The 23,423-nt window shown below is 52.0% G+C and carries 16 protein-coding genes and 1 rRNA gene; 6 read left to right on the top strand and 11 right to left on the bottom strand.

From position 1 onward, the window contains the following. Positions 1-6 precede the first annotated feature (6 nt). Positions 7-2,715 carry a PQQ-dependent sugar dehydrogenase gene (locus BP71_RS06595; protein ID WP_496377771.1) on the top strand — a complete coding sequence of 903 codons (2,709 nt, stop codon included), beginning with the start codon at positions 7-9 and terminating at the stop codon, positions 2,713-2,715. A 209-nt stretch (positions 2,716-2,924) separates the two neighbouring features. On the opposite strand, the gene BP71_RS06590 is transcribed toward BP71_RS06595, so the two are convergent. From BP71_RS06590 to BP71_RS06545, 10 genes are all read right to left on the bottom strand, one after another. After that, on the bottom strand, positions 2,925-4,292 hold the full coding sequence (locus tag BP71_RS06590) for a sugar porter family MFS transporter (protein WP_496377770.1): 1,368 nt from the start codon (positions 4,290-4,292) through the stop codon (positions 2,925-2,927). Between the two features lie 12 nt (positions 4,293-4,304). Beyond that, positions 4,305-5,816, bottom strand: coding sequence for a M81 family metallopeptidase (locus BP71_RS06585; RefSeq protein ID WP_496377769.1), 1,512 nt, complete (start codon positions 5,814-5,816; stop codon positions 4,305-4,307). Continuing rightward, positions 5,813-7,120 (bottom strand): aspartate aminotransferase family protein, encoded by a 1,308-nt coding sequence (locus BP71_RS06580; RefSeq protein WP_496377768.1) that lies wholly within the window; start codon positions 7,118-7,120, stop codon positions 5,813-5,815. The genes BP71_RS06585 and BP71_RS06580 overlap by 4 nt, the downstream gene beginning before the upstream one ends. A gap of 3 nt (positions 7,121-7,123) precedes the next feature. Beyond that, positions 7,124-8,344, bottom strand: a complete 1,221-nt coding sequence (locus BP71_RS06575; RefSeq protein ID WP_496377767.1) for a mandelate racemase/muconate lactonizing enzyme family protein — start codon at positions 8,342-8,344, stop codon at positions 7,124-7,126. A gap of 30 nt (positions 8,345-8,374) precedes the next feature. Next, complete coding sequence (locus BP71_RS06570) at positions 8,375-9,139, bottom strand: SDR family NAD(P)-dependent oxidoreductase (RefSeq protein WP_496377766.1); 765 nt, start codon at positions 9,137-9,139, stop codon at positions 8,375-8,377. 9 nt (positions 9,140-9,148) lie between these two features. Next, positions 9,149-10,426, bottom strand: coding sequence for a glycosyl hydrolase family 28 protein (locus BP71_RS06565; RefSeq protein ID WP_496377765.1), 1,278 nt, complete (start codon positions 10,424-10,426; stop codon positions 9,149-9,151). Between the two features lie 30 nt (positions 10,427-10,456). After that, positions 10,457-11,881 (bottom strand): RagB/SusD family nutrient uptake outer membrane protein, encoded by a 1,425-nt coding sequence (locus BP71_RS06560; RefSeq protein ID WP_496377764.1) that lies wholly within the window; start codon positions 11,879-11,881, stop codon positions 10,457-10,459. A gap of 18 nt (positions 11,882-11,899) precedes the next feature. Beyond that, the gene (locus tag BP71_RS06555; protein WP_496377763.1) at positions 11,900-15,406 is read right to left on the bottom strand and encodes a SusC/RagA family TonB-linked outer membrane protein; all 3,507 of its coding nucleotides are present in this window, start codon (positions 15,404-15,406) and stop codon (positions 11,900-11,902) included. A gap of 98 nt (positions 15,407-15,504) precedes the next feature. Next, positions 15,505-16,530, bottom strand: coding sequence for a FecR family protein (locus BP71_RS06550; protein ID WP_496377762.1), 1,026 nt, complete (start codon positions 16,528-16,530; stop codon positions 15,505-15,507). Then, positions 16,515-17,192: an RNA polymerase sigma-70 factor gene (locus tag BP71_RS06545; RefSeq protein ID WP_496377761.1), complete on the bottom strand. Its 678-nt coding sequence runs from the start codon at positions 17,190-17,192 to the stop codon at positions 16,515-16,517. Before BP71_RS06545 ends, BP71_RS06550 begins: the two co-directional genes overlap by 16 nt. A gap of 515 nt (positions 17,193-17,707) precedes the next feature. Between BP71_RS06545 and BP71_RS06540 the strand changes: the two genes are divergently transcribed. The 4 genes from BP71_RS06540 (at position 17,708) to BP71_RS06525 (ending at position 20,718) form a co-directional block, all read left to right on the top strand. Further along, a complete protein-coding gene (locus BP71_RS06540) occupies positions 17,708-18,796 on the top strand; it encodes an MBL fold metallo-hydrolase (RefSeq protein WP_496377760.1) in 1,089 nt (362 codons plus the stop codon). A gap of 472 nt (positions 18,797-19,268) precedes the next feature. After that, on the top strand, positions 19,269-19,808 hold the full coding sequence (locus tag BP71_RS06535; RefSeq protein WP_496377759.1) for a hypothetical protein: 540 nt from the start codon (positions 19,269-19,271) through the stop codon (positions 19,806-19,808). A gap of 1 nt (position 19,809) precedes the next feature. Further along, complete coding sequence (locus tag BP71_RS06530; protein WP_496377758.1) at positions 19,810-20,109, top strand: hypothetical protein; 300 nt, start codon at positions 19,810-19,812, stop codon at positions 20,107-20,109. Between the two features lie 429 nt (positions 20,110-20,538). Continuing rightward, positions 20,539-20,718 carry a hypothetical protein gene (locus tag BP71_RS06525; protein ID WP_496377757.1) on the top strand — a complete coding sequence of 60 codons (180 nt, stop codon included), beginning with the start codon at positions 20,539-20,541 and terminating at the stop codon, positions 20,716-20,718. Between the two features lie 518 nt (positions 20,719-21,236). Here the strand turns inward: BP71_RS06525 and BP71_RS06520 are convergent. Then, the gene (locus tag BP71_RS06520; protein WP_496377756.1) at positions 21,237-22,724 is read right to left on the bottom strand and encodes a serine hydrolase; all 1,488 of its coding nucleotides are present in this window, start codon (positions 22,722-22,724) and stop codon (positions 21,237-21,239) included. Between the two features lie 535 nt (positions 22,725-23,259). On the opposite strand from BP71_RS06520, the gene BP71_RS06515 reads away from it, so the two are divergent. Next, positions 23,260-23,423 (top strand): 16S ribosomal RNA (locus BP71_RS06515); the annotation flags it as partial.

Genomic DNA, 23,423 nt, shown 5'->3' with positions numbered 1-23,423 from the left:
TTTGCCGTGAGAAAAGTCAGATCTTTTATTGTGCTGGCCGGCCTGTTTGGTGTCGGCGCCATGACAAAGCAGGAAAAGCGATTGTTCGAAGTGCCGGACGTGCAGCCCATTTCCACAGCGGTGTCGCAGCATGGTCCGGACTCCAGTCGTTTTACATATTCAACGCTAGTGTCGGGCCTGGACGAGCCCATGCAAATGGCTATTTTGCCTAACTATGACATTGTTGTGGCCGAAAGAAAGGGTGCCGTTAGATATTTTGACAATGAGACCAAAGAGCTCTCCACTATCGCGCAACTCAATGTTTTCAGTGGAATCGAAGACGGTTTGCTGGGTTTGGCCCCAGATCCGGACTTCAAGAATAACAATTGGATTTACCTCTATTATGGTGCAGGAGGTGATAAAAGCGTCAGTCACCTCACACGTTTTGAACTCAAAGGGCGGCAATTGGTACAGGAATCCGCCAAAGTGCTGCTGGAAGTGCCGACTCAGCGCAAATACTGCTGTCACTCCGCCGGTTACTTAACTTTTGCCAACGGGCTGTTATATCTGGCCATCGGCGACAATACCAATGCGGAGGAAATCGAGGGACACACGCCCATCGATGAACGTCCCGGGCGCGAATTGTCGGACGATCAGGCTTCTACGGCAAACAGCAACGATTTCAGGGGCAAGATCCTGCGTATCAAGCCTGAACCGGACGGGACTTACAGTGTTCCGGATGGTAACCTTTTTCCCAGAGATGGCTCACGGGGTAAACCCGAAATCTATGTGATGGGAGTAAGGAACCCTTTCCGTATATCCGTCGACCCTAAAACAGGCTTCCTCTACTGGGGCGATGTGGGGCCTGATACGGAGGTGCCCGGAAGCGAGGGGAAAATGAGCTACGACGAAATCAACCAAGCCCGCAAGCCCGGTTTTTTTGGTTATCCGTATTTCCTGGCTGACAATCAGGTGTTTCCTGACTACGATTTTATGACGAAAAAAGAAGGCCCGGGTAAGGACCCTCTTCGGCCGGTCAACGACTCGCCGAATAATACGGGTGTCCGTGAACTGCCACCCGCGCAGCCTGCTTTCATCTGGTATGGGAAGAGGCCCTCCCAAAGGTACCCGCTGGTAGGCAAAGGTGGCGCCAGTGCCATGGCCGGCCCGGTGTATTACAGCGACCGATACCCTAACGCGCCCTATAAATTGCCTGATTACTATAACGGTAAGCTCTTCATTTTTGAATGGATACGCAAGTGGATCATGGCGGTCACCATGGATGAAAACGGGAACTATGCAGGAATGGAGCCTTTCCTGCCACAGCTGAAAGTGGTAGCACCCATCGATATGCAGATCGCACCCGACGGCGCTATTTACCTGTTGGCTTACGGTACCAACTGGTTTGCCCGCAACACCGATTCGGGTATTATCCGGGTTGAATATGCGGAAGGCAACCGGAACCCCGTAGCTGTACTAAATGCAGGCAAAACGATTGGCGCAGCGCCATTTGTGGCCACACTTTCCGCCAAAGGGTCGAAAGATTACGATGCCGGAGACAAGCTTTCCTATGAATGGAAAATCGGTTCCCGAAAATTTACCGGGGAAGCGTTGAAACATACCTTCACAAAGCCGGGAGTTTATAATGTGGTGCTGACCGTCACGGATCAGTATGGCGGCACGGGTACGGCCACGGCCGAATTTAAAATTGGTAATACCCCGCCGGTCGTGAAGATTGAAACCAGTGCCAATCGCAGTTTCTACTGGGATAATTCGGCGTTTGACTACGAGATCAGGGTGACGGACGAGGAGGACGGCAAAATTGACCCTTCCAAAATCCACGCGGGGTTCAGCTACCTGGCGTTTGGTAAGGACTTGGCCGGGGCATTATCGGGGTCTGAAGGGGAGAATATCCGTTATACTGCAACGGCCAAATTGTACGCTTCGCTCGATTGTAAGGCTTGCCACACGTTGGAAACGAAGTCGATCGGACCGGCTTTGAAGGAGATTGCCAAAAAATACAAGGACGATGCCGGAGCCGCGGATATGCTTGCCCGCAAGATCATCACCGGGGGCAGCAGAAACTGGGGCTCGTACCCGATGCCACCCCATGCCGATCTGCCTGAAAAAGATGCCCGGGAAATAGCCGGTTATATTTTGTCGCTGGGTAAAAATGCTGCACAGACACCATTGACCGCGCAGTTCGCGCTGGCGGAGCACATCGGCAAAGGTGATGAAGGCGCGTACGTATTGCTGGCATCGTATACCGATAAGGGTGCCAACGGCATCGGTCCGCAGAAAACCGCCAGCCACATTGTGCTCCGTAATCCGCTGATCCAGATGGAAGATTACCAGGAAGGCAATGCGGGTGTGGTGGTAGCAACACAAAACACCGGCTTTGTTTCCTACATCGCCAACATTACCAATGGCAAGTATACCCGGTTCAACCAAATTGACCTGACCCACATTAAAAATATCCGGTTCCGCATTCAGGAGCATGGTGCGGGTGGGACGGTAGAACTCAGGCTGGATCGGCGTGACGGTCCGCTGGCCGGTAAGACGGAAATCCCCGGAGGGAAACTCCCAGATCTGAAAGCCGGCTGGAAAGAAATTTTGCTACCGGTGGGACACAGTGCCGGAGTGCACGATATCTATCTGGTTTTCCGAAATGAACAGGCCGGTGGGGCGCTCTTTCATATTGATTGGATGTATTTTGAAAACAATCTTAAACCTTAATCTGTAAGTGAATCGCAGAAGTTTTAATTACAGTTCGGGGTTTGTCGGTGACAGGGTAGGGTGTTGCGCTCCCGGGCTTGCCGCTACGACGTAATATCGAAAATGGCAGGAGAATAGGTGTATTTCAAAGATGAGATTTCACCTCTTGTGGCATCTGAGCGGTTTATTGCCCGGCAAGTCGATGTGATCTCTTCTCCCTGGTGGCAATATCAATCCTTCTCTGGTTTCCAAAACGCGCCCATTTTTTCCAAGCTTAGCCCCTTTGTCTCCGGGACCATGCGCCAGCAAAACAGCGCTCCGGAAAGGCATACGAACGCGAAAAGCCAGTAAATGCCTATTGTGCTTTGGAAATTGACACTGAACCAGTGGGTTAGCATCGGAAAGGCCTGGGTAATCAGGAAGGAGGACGTGTACAGAAAAAAGCAGACAATCGCCATAGCCATTCCGCGGTTTCGGTTTGGAAAAATTTCAGTGACGATCACCCAGCTCAGCGGTGCCAGGCCCAGCGTGAAAGCGCCTGTCCCGATGAGCATTGGAATGAGCATGGTCAATGGAGGCAGGCCGAAATGCAGGACGATCGCCATTGTGATATGGCCGACCGCCATGAACAGGACACTGGTGATGAGGAGGGCTCTGCGACTGAATATTTTGATGAGCGGAAAGGCGGCAAGCGTGCAGATAAAAATGAACACATAGATCGGTATCGAACTCAGAATGGCATTCGAACCGATGGAAATTCCGGCTTCGGCAAGAATGGTGGGCGCATAGAGCAGGATCATGTTCACGCCGTTGATCTGCGACAGGATCATCAGGATCACCGCGATGACCAGTGCGCGAAAAATGCCGGGTGCAAACAACTCGCTGAATTTTCCGGGCTCCTGCCGAAGCTGGGACTTTATCTCCTCCATCTCCTCCGTGGCGGCTTCTTTGCCGTTGATGCGGACGAGGATTTTCATTGCCTCGGCCAGTTTGCCTTGCTCGGCGAGCCAGCGCGGGCTTTCGGGGATGGAAACGAGGCCCATAATCAGCAGAATAACCGGTACTCCCTGTGAAGCGAACATCCATCTCCATTCACCTTCAAAAGAAAAGAAATAGCTGACGATCACCGCCAGATTGATGCCAATGACGTTTGACAGCTGGTTCACATTCACCAGCCGGCCTCTCAGATGCGCCGGGGAGAGCTCGGCAATGTAGATCGGCGACGACATCATGGCCAGTCCAATGCCGATCCCGCCCAAAAAACGCCAGAAACACAGGTCCCAGGCGGTAACGGCGAACGCGCATCCGATGGTCGAAATCATGAAGAATAAAGCGGAAGCCATCATGGTTTTCCGCCTGCCGATCCGGTCGGTGAACCATAACCCTGCCAGTGGCCCGATCAACGCGCCGAGCGTGGCGCTGCTGACGGCAAATCCTTTCATAGCGGCCGTCAGCTCGAAATGTTTTTCGATAAACAGGATCGCCCCGGAAATGATGACCAGGTCATAGCCGAACAAAAAGCCGCCGATAGAGGCGACGAGCGCGATTTTGTAAATATAGATCGGGCGATCCTTTTTCTCGGTGTCGGGAGTTTGCACTGGCGTTGTGGTTTAAAGCTCAATCGGTGCGATCAGCTTGTTTTGGATGTTCTGGTAAGGCAACCGGGCGAGGTTACTGGTGCACAGCCCCGGACTGTCGATGTAGAAGCTTTGGCGGGCAATAGGACCGTAGGCCTGCATATGGGACACTGCCGCTTTTACAATCACATACCGCGCGTGCCCGGGATAGATACCCTGCGAATGGAGTTGTCCAAGATCCATCGGCGGAGTTTTGTGGCTGGTCAGAAGAATTTCCGCCTGGTCATTCCGGATGACCGCACAGGGGCCCATTTTGATAAAAATGCCGCCCATGGAAGCCAGGTGTGAATTTTTATTTTCCAATTCAAACTCGCCGTTCGACAGGCGGGCGACAATCCCTTTGAACTGAATGGGCTCTCCATGGAACCCATCGGTTTTGGCCCCGATCGTCTGTTCGGTTTCGCCGCCTATACCGGCATTTATACACGCTTTCACGGCTTCCGGGTCATTGATGATCGCCACAATCCCCGTGCACCCCGATTGCAGCAACGGGCCCAGCACGCCCGTAGCATCGCCGGGGGAGCCGCCGCCGATGTTGTCCGACGCTTCGACGAGCAGCACCGGCCACCCCTGATTCGCTTCCTGGTCCACGATTGCGAGGGTTTCACTGAGCTGAAATTCGGATGGATAGCCCTCGCGGATGTTGGTTTTTAAAAGAAGCAGCAACTCATCGAGGTATGTGTTTGCGGCATGGGTGTTGCCGTAGGTGCAGCAGCTCAGACTAAATCCGCAGTCCGGAATGTCGGCGTACGCAAAACCAGCCCAGACATTGATACAGATAAGATTGGTGTCCCGCGCTTCCATGTCCCGTGCATAGGCCAGCAGGCTTTTCATGGGTTCCTTATCGGTATTCAGTCCCGACGGGGGAATGATAAAGGGACTGCTCCGGAAAATTTGCGTCACATTTTTGTGCGGATAGTCTAAAATCTGTTTTAAAATCTCCGCCGCACGAATGGCCGAATCGCGGGCATCGGTATGCGGGTTTTTGCGGTAACCGTACAAGCAGGTACTAAACTCGCACATACGACCCGAAACGTTGGCATGGAGGTCCAGCACAGCAACTACCGGCACAACCCTGCCCTCTGCGATCATGAATGCATTCAGTTCCTGCAAAAGGTCTCCTTCCACATCCTGCGAGGTTTCGCTCACCGTCGCCCCATGAAGCACGAGGTAAATGCCGTCCAGGGTAGGGAGGTTTTTTTTCAAAGCACTGAAAAAATGTTCATTGAAATGGCGCACCGCTTCATTGGTAACGGTTCCCGAAGGCATTGCCGTCATGTGGATGCCCGGCAATACTTCCCAATGCTGTGCATCCGCAAATGCGAGAAAGCCATCCATCGGAGAGCCATTGCCGCGATTTCGTTCGATGACGTCCTGTCCGTAATACAAACCTCCTAGGACAAATTCGGCGAGGCCGGTTTTCGCGGCTAAAAAAGTGTGGGTTTCGTGAAAAAAGCCCGAAACGAAAATTTTCTTCGATGTCATGGCAGTGAGGGCTGATGCAATGCTGTAAATGCGCGGGTGATCGCCGCTTGGGTCCGGACAAGTTCCTCCGTTCCGTGACTGGTACCGACATACCAACGGCCGTCAGGCAGAAGCAGGACGCCTTCGTGGAGCATAGCTACCCGGAAACGCTCGTACAAGGCCATGTCCGCATCCAGAACCGAAGTGTAGTTCAATGGTTTTTTGTCCAGATGGAAATGGATGCTGAAAACGCTTCCCACACCGGCAGTGACGAGCGCAAAGCCGGATTGCCGGGCGATATCTTCGATGTGCGTACGCAAGGCGTGTCCGTAGGCATGCAATGCCTGGTAAGTATTTCCCGCCGAGAGGATTTCAATGGTGGCGAGCGAAGCGGCCAGATTGATCGAAGAGCCATTGTAAGTACCCGCATGAATGGTAGCGCCTTCGCGAATGACGTTGAAAATCGCCTTCGTGCCGCCGATGGCCGCCATTGTAAAGCCACCGGCGATGGCCTTGGCGTACACGGATAGGTCGGGGCGGAGGTCGAAATATTCCCGCGCACCGCCCAACGCAATCCGAAATCCGGTAATGACTTCGTCAAATATCGAAACAGCACCGTGTTTCCGGCAAAGTGAGATCAGGCCTTTCAGAAAGCCGTGGGCGGGCATGCAGCAGCCGGAATTGGCCAGAATAGGTTCGGTGAGCACGCAGGCAATCTCGTTCGGATGCTGCTCGAAAACCGCTGTCAATGCGTCCAGATTGTTCCATGGCAGCACGATTGTGTCGGCGTATTCGTTTGCGGGCTGGCCGCCGACGGCAGGCGAGGCGGTGCCGAGTTGCTCACGCTGCGGCTTGTAGCTGACCAGCACATTGTTGAGCCAGCCATGGTAATGCCCCTCAAACTTGACGATCTTCTTGCGGCCGGTGTGCGTGCGGGCAATGCGGATCGCTCCCTGCACGGCCTCGCTTCCCGTGTTGCAAAACAGGACTTGTTCCACACCGGGCAGAATATCGACCAGTCGCCTCGCCAGACTAATTTCCAGCTCGTGTTGCGCGCCCAATGTGTAGCTTTTTTGAAGCTGTGCGGTTACTGCCCTGTTGATCGTCTCGTGGTTGCTCCCGACGATCAGCGGGCCCCAGGCCAGGGTGTAGTCAATGTACCGGTTGCCGTCGACATCGTAGAAATAGGGGCCGTCCGCGCGTTCGAAGTATAGCAGCGGTTTCACGTTTTTTCGCATGGAACTCGATACGCCGCCGGGAATTACCAGGCATGCCTGGTCGTACAGCTCCCGGGAGGCGTTGGTTTGCAGATCGAAGGTCATCATCTGTTATAATTTGGTACACCGGTAATTTGGACTGTCTGTTGCGAAAAGGGTCGGCAGCCAGGCCGCACCCAGGCCCGGGCGTTCGGGTGCGGAGAGCATTCCGTTTTCAACGATAATGGGTTGGTCAATGAGTTGTTCGTAAACTACCCGCAAATGTGCGCGAACACTTTCCTGGAACACGACATGCGGGCAGGCCACGGCCACGTGCACGCCGGCGAGCAGCGTAAATGGGCCAGTGCAGTCGTGCATTGTGACAGGTATGTTGTAAGGAATGGCCATTTCCGTGATCCGTTTCGTTTCGGAAATGCCGCCTACCCAGGTAGGGTCGATCATGATGTAATCGGCAGCCTGCTTTTCCAGGATGTGGCGGTAGTCTTCCCGGGTCGTGAACATCTCGCTGACGGCAATGGGAACACCGGCTTTTTCCTGAAATTTTCTCAAAAGATCTACATTGTCGGTCCGGAGCACGTCTTCCATCCAAAGGAGTTTGATATCGCGCATAACCTCCGCAATGCGCATGGCTGCCGCCCATTGAAAAAAGCCGTGGCCGTCCAGCATAATTTCGATATCGTACCCGACCGCATTGCGGATATCGAACAAGGGTTGTAACGCCGTTTTCAGTTCTTTCCAGGAAAGATAAAGCCCGCCCCCGGGTCTGTGCGCGAGGGGGTCGAGCGGCCACATTTTCATGCCCTTGTAACCCTCTCTGATCAATTCTCGGGCATAATCCACCGGGCGGTTGATACTCGTCCAATTGTCTTCCAGGGCTCCCTCAAAACCGGCGCTGCCGTGACCCGGCCAGAAGAGTTTTTCTCTTTCCAGGTTGCCTTCGCGAGGGGAAGTGGGGATGCCGTAGCTGGTGCCGCCGGCGCTGTTGTAGGCAGGGATAGCATCCCGTGTTTTCCCTCCGAGCAACTGCCAAACGGGCATTCCGCAGGATTGTCCCAGGATATCCCACAAGCAAAGGTCGAGGGCTGAAAGCGCGCGAAGTTCTGCGCCGCGGCCCCCGAAATTCATGAAGCGTTCGTAAAAGAACCGCCAATGCTTTTCAATGTCGAGTGGGTTGGCTCCCAGTAGCTTGTCGCTCATCCAGTCGTGCAGGATGGAGCTTACCGCCTTCGGGGCATAGTAGGTTTCGCCGTTGCCCAGTATGCCTGCGTCGGTGTGAAGTCGCAGCATCAGCAAATGCGACTGGCACACGGTTTCAATTTTCGTGATTTTCAATGTATCGGGATTTAGATATTGACCTTGATTTTAGCCCATGTACCATCCGCCGTTTACGTGCAGCTCATGGCCGGTGATAAAGCGGCTTTGGGCCGATACCAGGAACCACACCGCATCGGCCACGTCCTGCGCTGTTGCCCGGAATTTGAGTGCCTGGCGGTCCAGTATAAATGTGTCGAGTTCCGAGCGGTCGTCTTGCCAGAACCTCCGCTCGACGTCCGTCGGGATCGCGCCGGGGCTCACTGCATTCACCCGGATATTGTAGGGGCCGAGTTCCCGGGCAAGGGATCGCGTCAGCCCGAGCAGGGAGCCTTTGGACATCGCATACGGCACACGGGCGTCCCAGCCGCCGCTCAGGATAATGCTCATGACGTTCACGATCGCTCCGCTTCCCAGGGCCCGCATGCCGGGAGCCAATGCCTGGCAGAGGACAAAAGCGGCTTCGGCATTGACCCGCTGCGTATACAGAAACGTTTCCAGTGATATGCCGGGCAACGCGCCCATCGTATCCACGCCGGCATTGTTGACCAGAACGGCAAACGGGCCGAATTTTTCCTGCCAGGTGCCTGACTCTTCCTTCAATGCGGCCAGATCGGATAGGTCGCCGGGGATAAAAGTGACCGCCCCAGCGCCGTATTGTGCATTTAGAAAGCGGGCTTTCGCATGGCCTTCGGATTGCGGCAGATCATGCAGGAAAACCCGGAATCCCTGCCTGGCCAGCTCATCGGCAATGGCCAGGCCGATCCCGCCTGCACCGCCCGTGACCAATGCAGCGGCCCTTGCTTCTTTGTTCATGGCTAATGTTTAATCTCCGACCTTTTTCAGGTTTGTTTCCGTCACGTTGTTCATCGCACTTTTGTCCATCGCATAATGGACCATATCCTTATCGCGGCCCTGGTAAATGGCATTCATGAAATGGCAATCAGCAACTGGCGCCTCGATCATGAAGGGGGAGTAACCGGTTGATATGACATTCATTACCTGTATGTTGTTGATCTTGCCGGGCTGCGACATGGCGCCATAACCCTTTCCGCCGATCAGCACGGCATTGTGCTTTCCGCCGTGTCCGGCCACCTCGCGTGAGACCAGCCCCTGTATGTACACGTGATGAATGCCCGCGCTGTCGCTCGCGCGTATGGCGATGCCTCTGCAAATCGACTCGCAATTGATATTGGTAATGAAAATCTGTTCGGTATCGTCTTCCGGGCCGTTCCAGCGACTGGTGGTTACCATCGTGGAATTGATGTTGCCATTGGAATTGTGCAAGGCCCCGCGAACGTCCAGGCTTGAAAGGGCTATGAAATCGTCGCCCGTAAAACCGGATGCGTTATTGATCCTGAAATTCTTGCATCCCTGCCGCAGGTCGATTCCGTCTTTATTGAACACCTTCACTTTCCGGCCGCCGATTGTGATCTCCTCGGGATTGTGGATGTTGATATCCGATAATTCCACGTTGTGCGTCCGTTCGAAACTGACTGCCCACGCATGCGAATTCCGTATTCGTACATTTTTGAGGGAGAAATTGTCCACTTTCGCGATCAGGATCATGATGTTACGCCAGTCGCCTGTTTGTTTTTGGGAAGGCTTTGCTGCATCGCTGCCGTAGCTTACCCGCCAGTTGCCCTTTTTGATTTCCGTTTCAGGATCGAGCGTGAGTTGGCGCGCCCCGTCGCCGGTAGCACGCGGGTTTTCCGCCCCTTTGAGATATACTTCCCCGATTCCGATGATGTGGATGTTCTTATTCCAGACCGGGGACGTCATTCCAATGCCCACATTGTCGCTTCGGAACATATTATCGCGGCAAGAGTCGGAGAGCTGAATGGTGCAATTATCCAGCATCACCGTAATATCGCTGGGAAGCAGAATGGTCCTGTCGATCTTCCAAATGCCCGAACCATTCGCATTGAGCGCGGGGATGACCACCACGCCGGAGGTCTTTCGCGCTTCGCGGATTGCCGCATCGATGCGGTCGCTGTCCGAGCCTTTTTTAAAGAGATTCGGTGTGATGGCCTGCCCGGCGATCGCTACCGCGCAGGTATGCGCGATGAGCCAGGTGAGCAGTCCTTTTAGGTTAATGCGCATGCGAAACGAGTTCTTTTTTCAAACAATTGATTAATTGTAACCCTCATTCTGGGTGAGCGCGGGGTTGAGGCTGCGTTCCCTGAATGGAATAGGCAAGCGGTACTTCCTTTCATCCACTTCGTAGTATTCGACCAGATATGCCTTTCCTTTGTAGTTTTCCTTGTATTTCGTCATGACAGGCAGCATTTGCCGGGTCCGGAGCAGGTCGAGCCAGCGGTGGCCTTCGAAACATAATTCCACACGCCGTTCTTTTTGGATCAGATCCCGCAGCTGCGCCTGCGCCGTAGCCGGAATGGCAGCGAGCCCCGCACGTTTCCTTACCTGGTTCAGCGGCTGAATGGCATCGGCGGCCTTTCCTGTTTCATTCAACGCTTCGGCGTGAAGCAGGAGCACATCGGCATAGCGCAGCACCGGCCAATCGTTGTTGCCTTCGTTGGCGGCAATGGGTTTGTCCAGAAATTTGCGGGTATAAAGGTCACCGGATGCAGGATAGCGCGCTATCGCTACACTTTTCCGGTTGTCGCCGGCTTCGAATGCATTGAAGAGGTCGAGTGTGCCCTGGTTCGAGCCGGCCGGGTTTCCGCCGCTGGTGATTTCAGTACCCGAGCCGAATGGCGCGAATGCGATCGAGAAGTTGCTTCCTTCCCCGTTTCCGTTGCCCAGGTAATGTACATTGAAGAGGATTTCATTGTTGAAACTGTTGTCTACCCGGAATATATCCTCGTATTTTTCCAGCAGCGTGTAGCTGTTCGATTCAATCAGCGTTTTGAGTATCGCCGCTCCTTCGGCAAACTGTTTGTTGGTCACATAAACCTTCCCCAGGAGTCCCATGGCGGCGCCTTTGGTGACCTTGCCTTTAGCGGGTGGGTCGTAACTGGCCGGTAATGTATTGATCGCCTCCAACAGGTCGGCCTGTATTTGCTGGTATACCTTCTCTACGTTCTCACGGCCAAAGGTGTAGGCCTCTTCTTCGGTGGTAATCTCTTTGAGTGGAAGCGGGATGTCGCCGAAAAGCTGAACCAGGTTGAAATACATGAGCGCCCTGATAAATTTGGCTTCACCTTTGAATTGCTCTTTAACAGCCGCATCCATCGCGACGGCATTGATGCGGTCGAGGATGATATTGGCGCGGGCAATGGAGCTGTACGAGCTGAGCCAGAGCGTTTGAATGGTGGTGGTGTTGCTAAGCCAGGTGAGCTGGTCGAGATCCGCATGGGCCAGGTTATAGCCATTCGCCTCGGAATTGTCCGAGGGGATTTCGGCAAAAAGATAGAAGTTGGAATAATACCCCCTCAAACCGGAGTATAGACCATTGACAGCCGCGGCAAAATCTGCCTGTGTTTTAAAATACTGGTCCTGACGTACAATGGCTGGCGGTTTCAGGTCGACGAAATCCGAGCATCCGGCGCTCACGATTATTAATGCCGCGAGGAGCGTTTTGTAACAAGTTTTCATGGGTCGTATTTTGATGTTTTAGAAACCTATATTAATCCCGAGCATAAAGCCTCTGTTGGCAGGATATGTCCCCTGATCCGATCCGGGCTGGTAAACCGAGGAGCCGTACTGGCTTGGCTCGGGGTTAAAGCCGGGATATTTGGAAAAAGTGAACAGGTTCTGCGCCGTCAGGTAAATCCTGGCCGACTGTAAAAGCACTTTCTTCGAAACCTCCGGCGAAAGCGAGTAGCCTAGCGTGAGATTGCGGACGCGCAGGAAAGAGCCATTGAAAACGGCATAGGAATGCAGTTGCCCCGCGGTACTGAAACCGGAGCGGTTGCCAACCCGGGCATATTTGACATCTTTACCGGGATTGGCCGGATCAAAATAGTTGTCGGCCATATCGGCGATCGCGTTGAAACGTCCCGCCCAGAGTTCGGTATGCCTGCTGGCGCCATTGATGATGTTGCTGCCGAGCACCCCCTGGACGATCACACTCAGGTCGAAGTTTTTATAGGAAACGGTGTTGGTCATCCCGTAAACAAAGTCGGGCAGGCCGTTACCGAGCAGCGTGCGGTCGTTTTCGTCGATATTGCCATCGCCATTGACGTCCCTGATCTTATAGTCGCCCAGGCCTGACCCGGGCCATTTGGCACTCCCGTCGAGTTCTTTCTGGGTTTTGAACACACCGTCGATGATAAAGCCATTCATATTACCGAGAGGCTGGCCTACCTCGATGCGGTATACATTGGGCCAGCCGCCTGTGCCCGGGTTGGCATTGAGCGACTGCCTGCCGCCCAGGTCCAGCACTTTCGATTTATTGTAGCTGATATTGAAGTTGGTCGTCCATTGGAAAGCGCCGGTCGTGTTGCGGCTATTGACATCCAGTTCTACACCGCGGTTACGCAGCTCACCGATGTTGGTCTGGAAAGTAGATGCATATCCGACGATCGCGGGAAGTTCTTTGGCGAAAAGCATCCCGTGGGTGAGTTTGTTGTAAAAATCAACCGAAACATAAAGCCTGTCCTTGAGGAAGGATGCTTCGAGGCCGATATCTACCTGGCGGTTCTTCTCCCAGGTCAGGTGACGGTTCAGGAAGCCGTTTTGATAAACGCCGGGTACCCGTGTGTTGTTGAGACTGTAATTGGCCGCAGTTACGCCGCTCATCCAGGTGAAGTCCCCAATGTTCGCATTGCCGGTTTCTCCGTAGCTGGCCCGCAGTTTCAGCTCGCTGACAATATTCTGATTGGCCATGAATGGCTCCTGTGACAAGCGCCAGCCGGCCGAATAGGACTGGAATACCCCGAACCGGTTGTCCGGGCCGAACCGCGAGGAAGCGTCGGTTCGGACGGAAGCCGAGAGCAGGTATTTGTCCTTGTAATCATAATTAACCCTAGCGGCATAGGACATGAAGCTGTTGAGCCCGAATGCTTGCGAGCCGATCTGGTCGGTTGCCGCGGTAGGGTTGTGGATCAGGTCGTTGGTGAACGTACCGGTGCGCCCGCGTGTGGACGTGGTGGACAGGCGGTATTTCTGCAGCGAATACAGCAGCATTGCCGAAAGATTGTGGGACGTGCCGAAGGTTTTCGCGTAGTTCAGCGTGTTTTCCCAAACCCAATCGGTGTTGCGGCCATTGCTGATCTGGCTGGCGATGCCTTCCAGTCGCGGGTTAGAGATGTTGGCGAACGGCGACCCTGTGTAGCCGAGCGTTGACGGGATGTATTCGTCCACCTGCGTGGTCCCTACGGAAATCCCGGCCTGTGTCCTGAACGACAGTCCTTTCAGCAACTCCCATTTCAGATAGAAATTGTTGAGCACATTGAAAGCATTCGTTTTATTTTCGTACAGATCGAGTACGGCGCGCGGGTTGTGGATGCCCGTTTCCGCAAACCCGTACTGCGTGAACGGAAGTACGTTGTTCTGGCCATAATCGCCGTTTGCGAGCCGCGCGGCCACAACCGGCGGCATCAGCATCGCGGCATAAACAGGCACGTATGCCGCAGGGCCGTTCATACCGGGCGCGGGCTGTTGGGATTGCCGGGTGAAAGATGGCGCAAAATCGACGCCGATTTTGAGCGATTGAGAAAGCTGCGCATCCAGGTTGGCGCGCAGGGTGCCCAGTTGGTAGTCTGTCCCAACCATGGTGCCTTTTTGGGAAACGTAGCTTCCCGACACCGAAAACTGAATGTTCTTCGAACCGCCGCGGGCGCTCAGTTGCACTTCCGACATCGGCGCGCTGCGGAATATCTCGTCCTGCCAGTCGGTGTTGGCGAGTTCCGCCGGGGAGTCATACACGTCGGGATATTTCAGGTTCTGTGCATTGCGGGCGTCTTTGGCGTATTGAAGATACTGGTCTTTGTTCATCACCTTCATCTTCTTGTACACGTTTTGCACACCGGTGTAGGCATTCACATTGAAGCTCACCTTCTCCTCGCGGCCGCGTTTGGTGGTTACGATCACCACGCCATTCGCGGCCCGGGAGCCGTAGATGGAAGCCGATGCAGCATCTTTCAGGATTTCGATCGATTGAATGTCAGACACATTGATGCGTGCAAACTGCGTGGCGTTGGGCAGGGGATAGCCGTCCACGACGTACAGCGGATCGTTGGAGGCTCCCAGCGAACCTACACCGCGTATACGGATCACCGGCCCGGCACCCGGCGTTCCGCCCGAGGCGGATTGTACCTGCACACCCGCCGCCAGACCGGCCAGGGCGTCGCCCGCATTGGTTACGGGGAGTCCGTTGATATCCTTAGCCGCTACTTTGCTGATGGCGGTCGAGAGCTTCTTTTTGGATTGCTCGCCGTAACCGACCACCACGACCTCGTCGAGTGCGCGGGAATCGACTTTCAGGACCGCGTTGACGAATGTCTTGCTATCAACAGCCACTTCCTGCGACAGGTAACCTACAAACGATAACACCAGTATTGCGCCGGATTCCGGGATTTCGAGCTCGAAGTTACCCTCCACATCCGAAGTCGTGCCCCGCTGAGTGCCTTTCAGGATCACATTGACGCCTGGCAGGCCATCGCCCTTATCGTCGACAACCTTGCCTTTGATCAGGTTGTCCGGGGATTTCTTTTCCTGTCCGGTTTGAAGTGCTGCATACAATCCCCGTTGCGGCAGGTCAGGCGCGTCGGCCGGCTTACTGCTGGTCTTTTTTGGTGGTAATTCCGACGGATTTTTGCTTTTATCCCGGGCGGATTTCTTTTCGACGATCACATAGCCGCCGCTTTTTCCCTTTTGGTAGCCCAGTCCCAGCGGACGGAGCACATTTTGAAGGTTTTTTTCAAAGTTACCCTTCATTACCACGTTCCTGACCGGAACCTGGTAATGCTCTACCATGGAATTGAAATACAGGATATCGACCTTATAATGCGTTTTAAATTCCTGCAAAACATCTTTCAGGCCCCGCGTCGACAGGTTTTCATCCTGCGAGGAAACCTGGATGTATGTGGTTGCCTTTGCCACAACCTGACCGATACCCGGCTCGGAAATGGTAAAACACATACCTGATAAGGCAAGTATTCGTATTGTAGTCTTCATAGGAAAGGGTTAAGGGTTTAGAAACCAATGTCAGAATAATGTCCGTTGCCCGAATTCTATTCGTCGCGTATGATGGGCCGGCGGCGGAACACGGCCTGCTACTCCTGTTGCGGCTCTTTGGCCGACAACGTATCGCTGGTAATGATGATCTGGTCGTCTTTGTTCAAATAATTAAAATTGCCGGCCATACTCAGCAGGTCCAGCAGTTCTTCGGCGTCGAGGGCTGTGAAAGAGCCTGAAATAACCTTGCCGGCCAGGATTTCGTCTTTAATGATGATTTTAGTCCCAAAGGTTTCTTCCAGGCGGTTGCAGATTTCCCTGAACGGCTGGTCCTCGAACACAAACCGATGGTATTTCCAGGCCGAGTAGTTCTGGGGCTGAGTTGTATGCGTTCTCACCATCTTTCCTTTCGGGTCCATGCTCACCAGGTCCCCCGGCTTCAAGGTGAGCTGTTGTTTTTGCTGTCCGTCGGAGTAATGCAGCTGAATCTGTCCCGTATTTAGCACTACCCGTGTGCCTGACGACCTTGTGTATACGTCGAATTCGGTGCCGAGGACTTCGATATTCATGTTTTTGTCCGTTTGCACGACAAAGCGCGTGTGGTTTTTCGTGTGCACCACGTCGAAACTGGCCTCACCGGTGAGCAGAACCTCACGCGTGCTTTTACCGAAGCCAAACCGGGGTACGCGGAACGTCGAGTTGGCATTGAGCACCACTTTGCTGCCGTCGGAGAGCGTGATTTTTTTGATTTCCCCAAAAGCGGTTTCATAGGTTTTATACACGATCACATCCCGGGCGAACCAGCCCGCCAGCAGCGCGATCAGCAATCCGCATGCCGCGGCCACCGTCCGCCGGGACGACAGCCGCTTAACCGGCCGGGGCTCAAAAACCACAGCCGCTTCCTGTTCGCCCAACGACATTACCCAGGTGCGATGGCGTTCCAGGCCGGCTTTCACGTCGACATTGTATTGCGCATTCTTTTTTTCCCACTCATAGAGCCAGTCGAAAAATAGCTCCCGGTTGGCGGGATCCTTCACCCACTCGTCGATGAGACTTTTCTGCAAGGCTGTGCTGGCTCCTGCGAAGTAGTTGAAAATGAACTCTTTTGTTATATTTGATTCCATAGGACTTCCATGCTGGCTAAAAAGGCGGACACCATCGGGAACCACTTCTTCCGGAGGTAGTCCCTGATCTGCTGGGTTGCCTGGTACATATGTTCTTTCACCGTTTTGACCGAAATGTCGAGCTCGCCGGAGATTTCCGCATACTTTTTCCCTTCCATGCGGTGCATGACATAAATTTTCCTGCGCCGCTGCGGCATCGCATTCACCACGTGTTCGACGTCATGGTACAGGTCTTCAAACTGCGTAATGTCGTCGGGCTGGTCGCCGTTGTCGATTGAAATCAACGAAGCATTTTCGATCGAGGTGCTTCTGCCCATTTCCATTTTTACATAATTGAACGCGCGGTTCCTTACCCAGGTGAAAAGGTAGGCGCGGAACGAAGTCTGGATGTGGCTTACCGATTTTTCGAGGTAGAGCTTGCAAAAAACGTCCGAAACAATGTCTTCGGCGATTTCTTTGGAGGAAACATACCTTATCGCATGGCTGCACAGGGGCGCATAATACCACCGGAAGAGCGCCTCAATCCCTGCGCCGAAATCGCTCTCGAACGCCTTGCGGATCAGTATCTCCGAATCCAGCGTGGTATCTTTCTCATCAGATTGGTGCTCTGGTGAAAAAACCGTCGCCTTCTTGTGCCCGTACGTTACCTCCTTTTTCTCCATTTTACCGATTCAAAACCTGATAAAGTAAAGGATTGCCTATTTGCTCCTTATTTGAAAGACAATTTTACCCGGTAAAAGTCCTAGTGTTGCCGCAAAAAAACACGGCAAAAATTTTGGGACCTGAATTGGGAGAGCATCTCAATTGTCGGCTAGAATAGTAACGCGATGGCGGCGAGTACATGCCATTGTGGCAACCAAGCCTTTACTTCGCCATATACACCGAAATGCGGCGTTGACGGGTGCAATGATGGTTCTTAGGGAAAGGTGGAATGGGTCTCCCGGTATTTAGGCCTCGAATTGCCAAATGTTTGATTCTTGATCGTGCATGTAATCAATGGCTAGTTGCTGAATCAACATGGTAACACCTTCTTTGACAGCGATTCGGTGCGCAGTTGACCGAGGTTAGGTGAATTATGATTAGAGGTGGACTGATCAGGAGTAAATACTTTTAGCCTGGCGAGGTATCAAATGGTGGCTTCTGCGTATTTAGACCAGTGATTTTCAAAACCCGTTTCATGATACGCATTTGCTTTCTTCTTGTAATCCTGTTTTCTGCGTCATTGTCCATTGCGCAACATAAATCCACCGATACGGCGACGCTGACCGACCCGAGCCTTGACGCCAAAGGCAACGCCTATATGGACCGACAGGCCCACGCGTTTCTTGCAGAAATCAATGCAGCCCTCAAAAAATATCCTCCCAAACTATCGCATCAAGCGCTCAGGGAAACCCACTTGTTGCTGCTCGATGCCGTATTACATGACAAGTATGCCGCGTACAGAAAGCCTGTTCAGGATTTTTTCCATGAACGCATAGCGAACACCCTCGCGGAAATCGAAAATACGAAAGTGCAAAAGGGGGCCATCGTATGGAAACTTTATAACATGGGTTTCATTATCCGCACTAAAACGGTGACGCTAGCTTTCGACCTTGTTGATGGGAAAAGCTCCCGTTCCGACTCATTTGCTCTTTCGGAAAACACCATGGTCCGGCTCATTCGCCAATGCGATATACTTTTCGTAAGCCATTTTCACCGCGATCATGCTGATGAAGCAATCGCAAGACAGTTCATAGACAATGGAAAACCGGTGATAGCCCCACCACAAATCTGGGCCGGGAAGCCGATTCACCAGCTTGTTACCCATTTGAAACGACAAGCCGACACCTTGCAGGAACTGACGCTAAAAAGTGGCCGGAAATTAAAGATCGTGATGTACCCCGGGCACCAGATGGGGGAAACTGAAAACAATGTTCCGCTTGTGTACACACCGGAAGGTCTTTCTTTTTCCCATATGGGCGATCAGATCAACGAAGGGAAGTTTATGATCGATTATGACTGGATTGATGATGTGGCAGGGAAGCACCACGTCGATATGCTGATCCTTCCGAGCTGGACCAATGAGATGTACAGGATCGTAAAAGGATTCAAACCGGAATTGGTAATACCGGGGCATGAAAATGAAATGGGGCACCCTTTGGACGACCGGGTGCCGTTCTGGGGCGATTCCGAATTTCTCCAATTGACTTACCCTGAGCTCAAAGCTTCGTCGTTCAGGACGTTGGTTATGACCTGGGGCGAGTCCTTCCACTATATCCGTCCATAACAAGTTCTTCCCACGGAATACAGACGGCGGCGTAAGCTTACAGGGCAACGGATCAAAGGAAAATTCAGATCAAAGACATTCTGCCGGCTAGGATAGTCGCACCCGAGCTTAAACCTGCCGTTCGTCGGCAGGGGCGAAATAGTGGTTCGGAACTCTCCTTGGCTTTCCCGGCACCTGACAACCGCGCCTTTTCGCAAAAACAAAGTGTGATGACTATTTAAGTCGTTCATTTTAAATATATTTAAATTATTTTGATTTTATTTGTATCAAAATAATGATGATAATAGTATCAAATATTGCTCTTGTTTCAAAACCATTTTTTATCTTTGGTTATCCAACCAACCTTTGAGGCTGAGAGATCGGGGGCCTTGGCCGGGGGCTGCTGAGCATTCGATTCATAAGGCTATTTCTTATTGATGGCTGACTGGAAAACACAGAGTAAAAATTAACCGCATTAAATCTATCAACAACTATGAAATTCGAAATTACGAAAACTAAGGAGGAGGAAGAGTTTGACGAATCCAGCTTCGATGGCATGAAAAAACGCCTTGCGGCTCAATATACGGTCTGGAGGGAGGAGATAGCCGCGAAACTGGAGCCGGTAGTTTATCCGAATCATGCATGGGTGGTCTATGCAGGCAACGATACCCAACAGCCGCAGGCAGCATTCAAGAATCGGGAGTATGCCGAGATTCTGGCTGGCTATATGCAGGGGGCGATCGATCCGGTTCTATCGGAGCGAAGCGAGGTTAAAGCGATGAACCTCCGAGTTGACGAATACAAAGAGCAGGTTAGCTTCGGAAAGATGCCGTATGAAATCATATTGAATAGTAAAGGTGAAGTGTTTGATAGCTGGGGACCAAGTGACGGAATCCCTTCAATCGAGGAGCCAGTGGTCATGAACGAGAAGTTACATGCCCTGGCCGGGACATTCTGGGGATGGACCGGCTGTGAAGCCATTGAAAGCGCTCAGAAGTTGTTTCAGGAACTTAGAGAGAAAGGAGAGGTGTAGCATGAAAACAAAACTTAAGGAGCACTATGTCGCAAAAGCGATAGACCCGGATCAGCTTACTACGCCCTACATTCCTGATTTTTTCAAGGAGTATGGAGCCATGCTTTACCAGTTCGTGCCAACGGTCAAAGGCAACGAATTGTTGCCCGGAGAAGTGAAGTACGGTTATAAGTTCTACCTGCTGGACGATCCCAGTAAGGAAGGGGTGTTTTATTTGTCATCCCACAAGGATATGGATACGTTGAAATCACGATCCAAATTTTTGTCGAGGGTAGAAAAGGAAGTATTGAAGGTGGCGTGAGCAATCATGTTTTGTAAGTATCAGTCACAGCACCTTGCTGGCCCTGCCCGCGGGGTGTTTTTTAGATGATAATGCAAAGGAAACCAATAACTGTACCACCGAACCCAAGCCGTAATTTTCAGTTATGATAAACAGGCCCATTCATGCCGCAGGTACCTGTAAAATGCATATTTGAATAGGCGGGCAATCACGTGATCGCTCGCCTGGCTATCGGCTACTATCCCGGTGGCGTGGAAGAGGTAAGTTTCATCGTATTTTGGAGCATCAAACCGAAGCCACAGGGAGCAGGAGCTTTTCGATTTTATTGTCAAATATCTTATACTGACCGCCGAAGAGCGAAAAGCCATTGCGACCTCGGTCTTTTTCGTAGTTTAAAAAAGGGCTGTGTTGCTTTAAAAGGGCGAAACTTCGCGATAATCCTATTTTGTCATGAAAGGCTGTGTTCGTTCTTACCATGTCATAGACGTGGAGGAACGCACTACCGACTTTATATCGAAGGGAAGTCCGTCACGCCCTTGTGTGTCGTCAGCGGGCAGCCTTCCGGGTATTGTGTTGCCTGCGTGGAAGACAGTATCCTACTCACGTCTGATCCGGATTTGGAGCAGTTGATTTTTGAAAAATTTCCCCGTTTTGAAACGCTGTGCCGCATTCTGCCCGAGCAACTATTTGCAAAAAAACAAAAGGCATTCGCCGATTTCAAAAACGCATCGCCCGGGCGCCATTATCTGAACCTACTCGAATCTAGTCCCGACCTCGTGCGACGCGTGCCCCCTGAACCAGCTGGTTAGTTATCTAAGCATGAAGCCGGAGTCGTTCAGCCGTATCCGCGGACGCGTGGCGAGGCAGGGAAAGCAATTAAAGTAAGCTCGTTGCCGCCCGGTCATTCACATTACTATTCTATTTGAAATGAAGAAGTAATCAGCTGTCTGGGGAGCTCAATCTCGATGCGTGTCACTTGGTCAGTCCCTTCGGAGCGCAGTCTGTCGTAAAGAAGGTGCATTTGTCTGTGTCTGTTTTCATGATACAAGGCTGGAAAATTACAGAAAGCGTGAGTAAATGGGTCTGTCGGACGGATACATACTACGGCAAAAAGGCGGGGGAACTGGTTGGACATGGCGGAAAAAAGCTCAATTTGTTTCTAATTTGGCGAGGGCTTTCCTGGCGAAGTGATTGTCCGGGTTAAGGCTCAAAGATTTTTTAAACATCAGTTTTGCCTCCTCGCGTTTGCCATTGATCATAAGCACCTCCGCATAACTGTTGAAGGTTTGCCATGCAGCGGCGTCGATATAAGTTAATAATTTCAGGGTTTCAAGGGCTTGGGATTTATAGCCGGCAAAACTCAATTCACGGGCGGCGTAGTCCATTTCACCCGCGGAAAACCGAAACTGGGCTGTATCGGTCCTCATCGTTTGAAGATGTGCTGCTGCGTAATCGGTTCCCAAAGTGAGCAGATCGTTAGCATAGACTTTGATCATGGATTTCTTCTGCGGCAGAAACCGCTTTCCGGCCAGGACATTCATCAGGTTTTCACCTGTTCGATGGAGACCATCACTCTCCGCATTATCCAGCACGATGACGGTTTGCCGCTTTGAAAGGTTTCGGAGAAAAATGGTAGCACCGCCGGGTAGAAATCCGGAGTGGGACACAATTTTGCCGCCGGTCGTGTCTGTTGCGATAAACCAGCCTAATCCAAATGTCAGCTTTCCCGGCTCTACAACGGCCTGCCGGCCGGAATTCAGCTTTACGGGTTCGTACGCTTCCTTTAAGCTTCCGGGTTTTAGTAAAGTGCCGTCGGAGAGCGCACGATCAAAACGAAAGAGGTCCGTAGTTGTGCTTGCGATAAAGCCAAGCCCCTGCAAACCGCCAAAACTGATCAGCAAACGCTTATACCGCTGCATGGTATCGACCTTCTGAAACTGGTACGAATAGATGGGCATTCTGTAACTTTGGGCTCTCAGAGAATCCTGCCTGGGCGATGTGGCAGAAAAAGGATAGGTGTTTGCCATCCCGGCTTTCCGCCAGATATTTTGATCGAGGTAATCTATAAATTTTTGCTGACCGACCTTCTCGACGATCAGAGCGAGAACACAATAGCCGGGATTGGAGTAGCGCCAGTTTTCGCCCGGGTCGAATTCGAGTTTGCCATATTTCTTTAAAGCTTCGAGTACCCTGGAGTTGTCGATAATTATGTCGGGCTGCTCATTGACCAATGGATCAAATATTTGAAGGTCAGGCAGACCCGACGTGTGCGAAAGCAGCTGGCGGATGGTGATTTTTTCAAACGGAAATGCCGGGAGGTATTTGCTGGCCGGGTCGTCCAATTTCAGTTTGTTTTTTTCCTTCAATTGGAGAATAGCGACCGCAGTGAAAGTTTTGCCTATGGATGCCAGTTGAAATCGCGTATCCGGATTGTTCTCGACTTTGCTTTCAACATTGGCATACCCGAAAGATTTCTGATAGGATATCTTTCCTTTTTCAGCGATGAGAACGTTGCCATTGAGAAGGTGTTCCTTATGAAGCGATGTAAGCATGCTGTCGATGCGCGCATTCTGACTGAAAACAACATTTTTATGAAGAACTAACAGAAGCGAAATGATGATGCATGAAGATCTCATGGAGGTCGAGTGATTAAGTTTTACTCCGGCATGGCAAGCTTTATGCCAGGATTTATTATGTTGATTATCAATATATTATGTTTGTTTTTGTATGTTAAAAATGTGCGATTTAGCACAAATTTTACTGATTCGCACTTGCCGGTGCAGGTCCTCGGGGAAGTTTTGTACAAATTCAGAGTTCCTTTTTTGATGGGAGGAGCAATCCTGGGAATCTCTTTGGAGGACTGGGAATGACCACTCAATATGGTTTACTGAGAATTAAAGTCATCGACTTGCTTTGATATTCTCTTATGATGTAAGATTCGAAGCCATGCTTTTTAAATAAATTGAAATAAATTTTTGCCTGGTACTTGCATATTAAAAATAAACCTCCCACTTTTGCACCCCCAATCAGGAATAACGGTAGCGCAGACGGCGCAACCACGAGTTCTGAAAGATTCAGAGCAACGTTCTTTGACATGATGAAGAGAGCAAGAAGATAGGTTCGTTAGAAACATTGATGAGCTTCTTCGGAGGTTACATCGCAACAAAATTTACAATGGAGAGTTTGATCCTGGCTCAGGATGAACGCTAGCGGCAGGCTTAATACATGCAAGGCGAGGGGGCAGCAATGTCACCGTCGTACGGGTGCGTAACGCGTATGCAACCTACCTATCACTGGGGGATAGCCCGGGGAAACCCGGATTAATACCGCATAAT

Source organism: Dyadobacter ginsengisoli DSM 21015, from assembly GCF_059568735.1.
This window is presented reverse-complemented; position numbering and strand designations above follow the sequence as displayed.

What these genes read in the sequence shown, in the direction of transcription:
- BP71_RS06585 (WP_496377769.1), bottom strand. Translation starts at nt 5,816, where the DNA reads ATGACATCGAAGAAAATTTTCGTTTCGGGCTTTTTTCACGAAACCCAC.
- BP71_RS06580 (WP_496377768.1), bottom strand. Translation starts at nt 7,120, where the DNA reads ATGATGACCTTCGATCTGCAAACCAACGCCTCCCGGGAGCTGTACGAC.
- BP71_RS06570 (WP_496377766.1), bottom strand. Translation starts at nt 9,139, where the DNA reads ATGAACAAAGAAGCAAGGGCCGCTGCATTGGTCACGGGCGGTGCAGGC.
- BP71_RS06565 (WP_496377765.1), bottom strand. Translation starts at nt 10,426, where the DNA reads ATGCGCATTAACCTAAAAGGACTGCTCACCTGGCTCATCGCGCATACC.
- BP71_RS06560 (WP_496377764.1), bottom strand. Translation starts at nt 11,881, where the DNA reads ATGAAAACTTGTTACAAAACGCTCCTCGCGGCATTAATAATCGTGAGC.
- BP71_RS06555 (WP_496377763.1), bottom strand. Translation starts at nt 15,406, where the DNA reads ATGAAGACTACAATACGAATACTTGCCTTATCAGGTATGTGTTTTACC.
- BP71_RS06550 (WP_496377762.1), bottom strand. Translation starts at nt 16,530, where the DNA reads ATGGAATCAAATATAACAAAAGAGTTCATTTTCAACTACTTCGCAGGA.
- BP71_RS06545 (WP_496377761.1), bottom strand. Translation starts at nt 17,192, where the DNA reads ATGGAGAAAAAGGAGGTAACGTACGGGCACAAGAAGGCGACGGTTTTT.
- BP71_RS06540 (WP_496377760.1), top strand. Translation starts at nt 17,708, where the DNA reads ATGATACGCATTTGCTTTCTTCTTGTAATCCTGTTTTCTGCGTCATTG.
- BP71_RS06535 (WP_496377759.1), top strand. Translation starts at nt 19,269, where the DNA reads ATGAAATTCGAAATTACGAAAACTAAGGAGGAGGAAGAGTTTGACGAA.
- BP71_RS06530 (WP_496377758.1), top strand. Translation starts at nt 19,810, where the DNA reads ATGAAAACAAAACTTAAGGAGCACTATGTCGCAAAAGCGATAGACCCG.
- BP71_RS06525 (WP_496377757.1), top strand. Translation starts at nt 20,539, where the DNA reads ATGAAAGGCTGTGTTCGTTCTTACCATGTCATAGACGTGGAGGAACGC.
- BP71_RS06520 (WP_496377756.1), bottom strand. Translation starts at nt 22,724, where the DNA reads ATGAGATCTTCATGCATCATCATTTCGCTTCTGTTAGTTCTTCATAAA.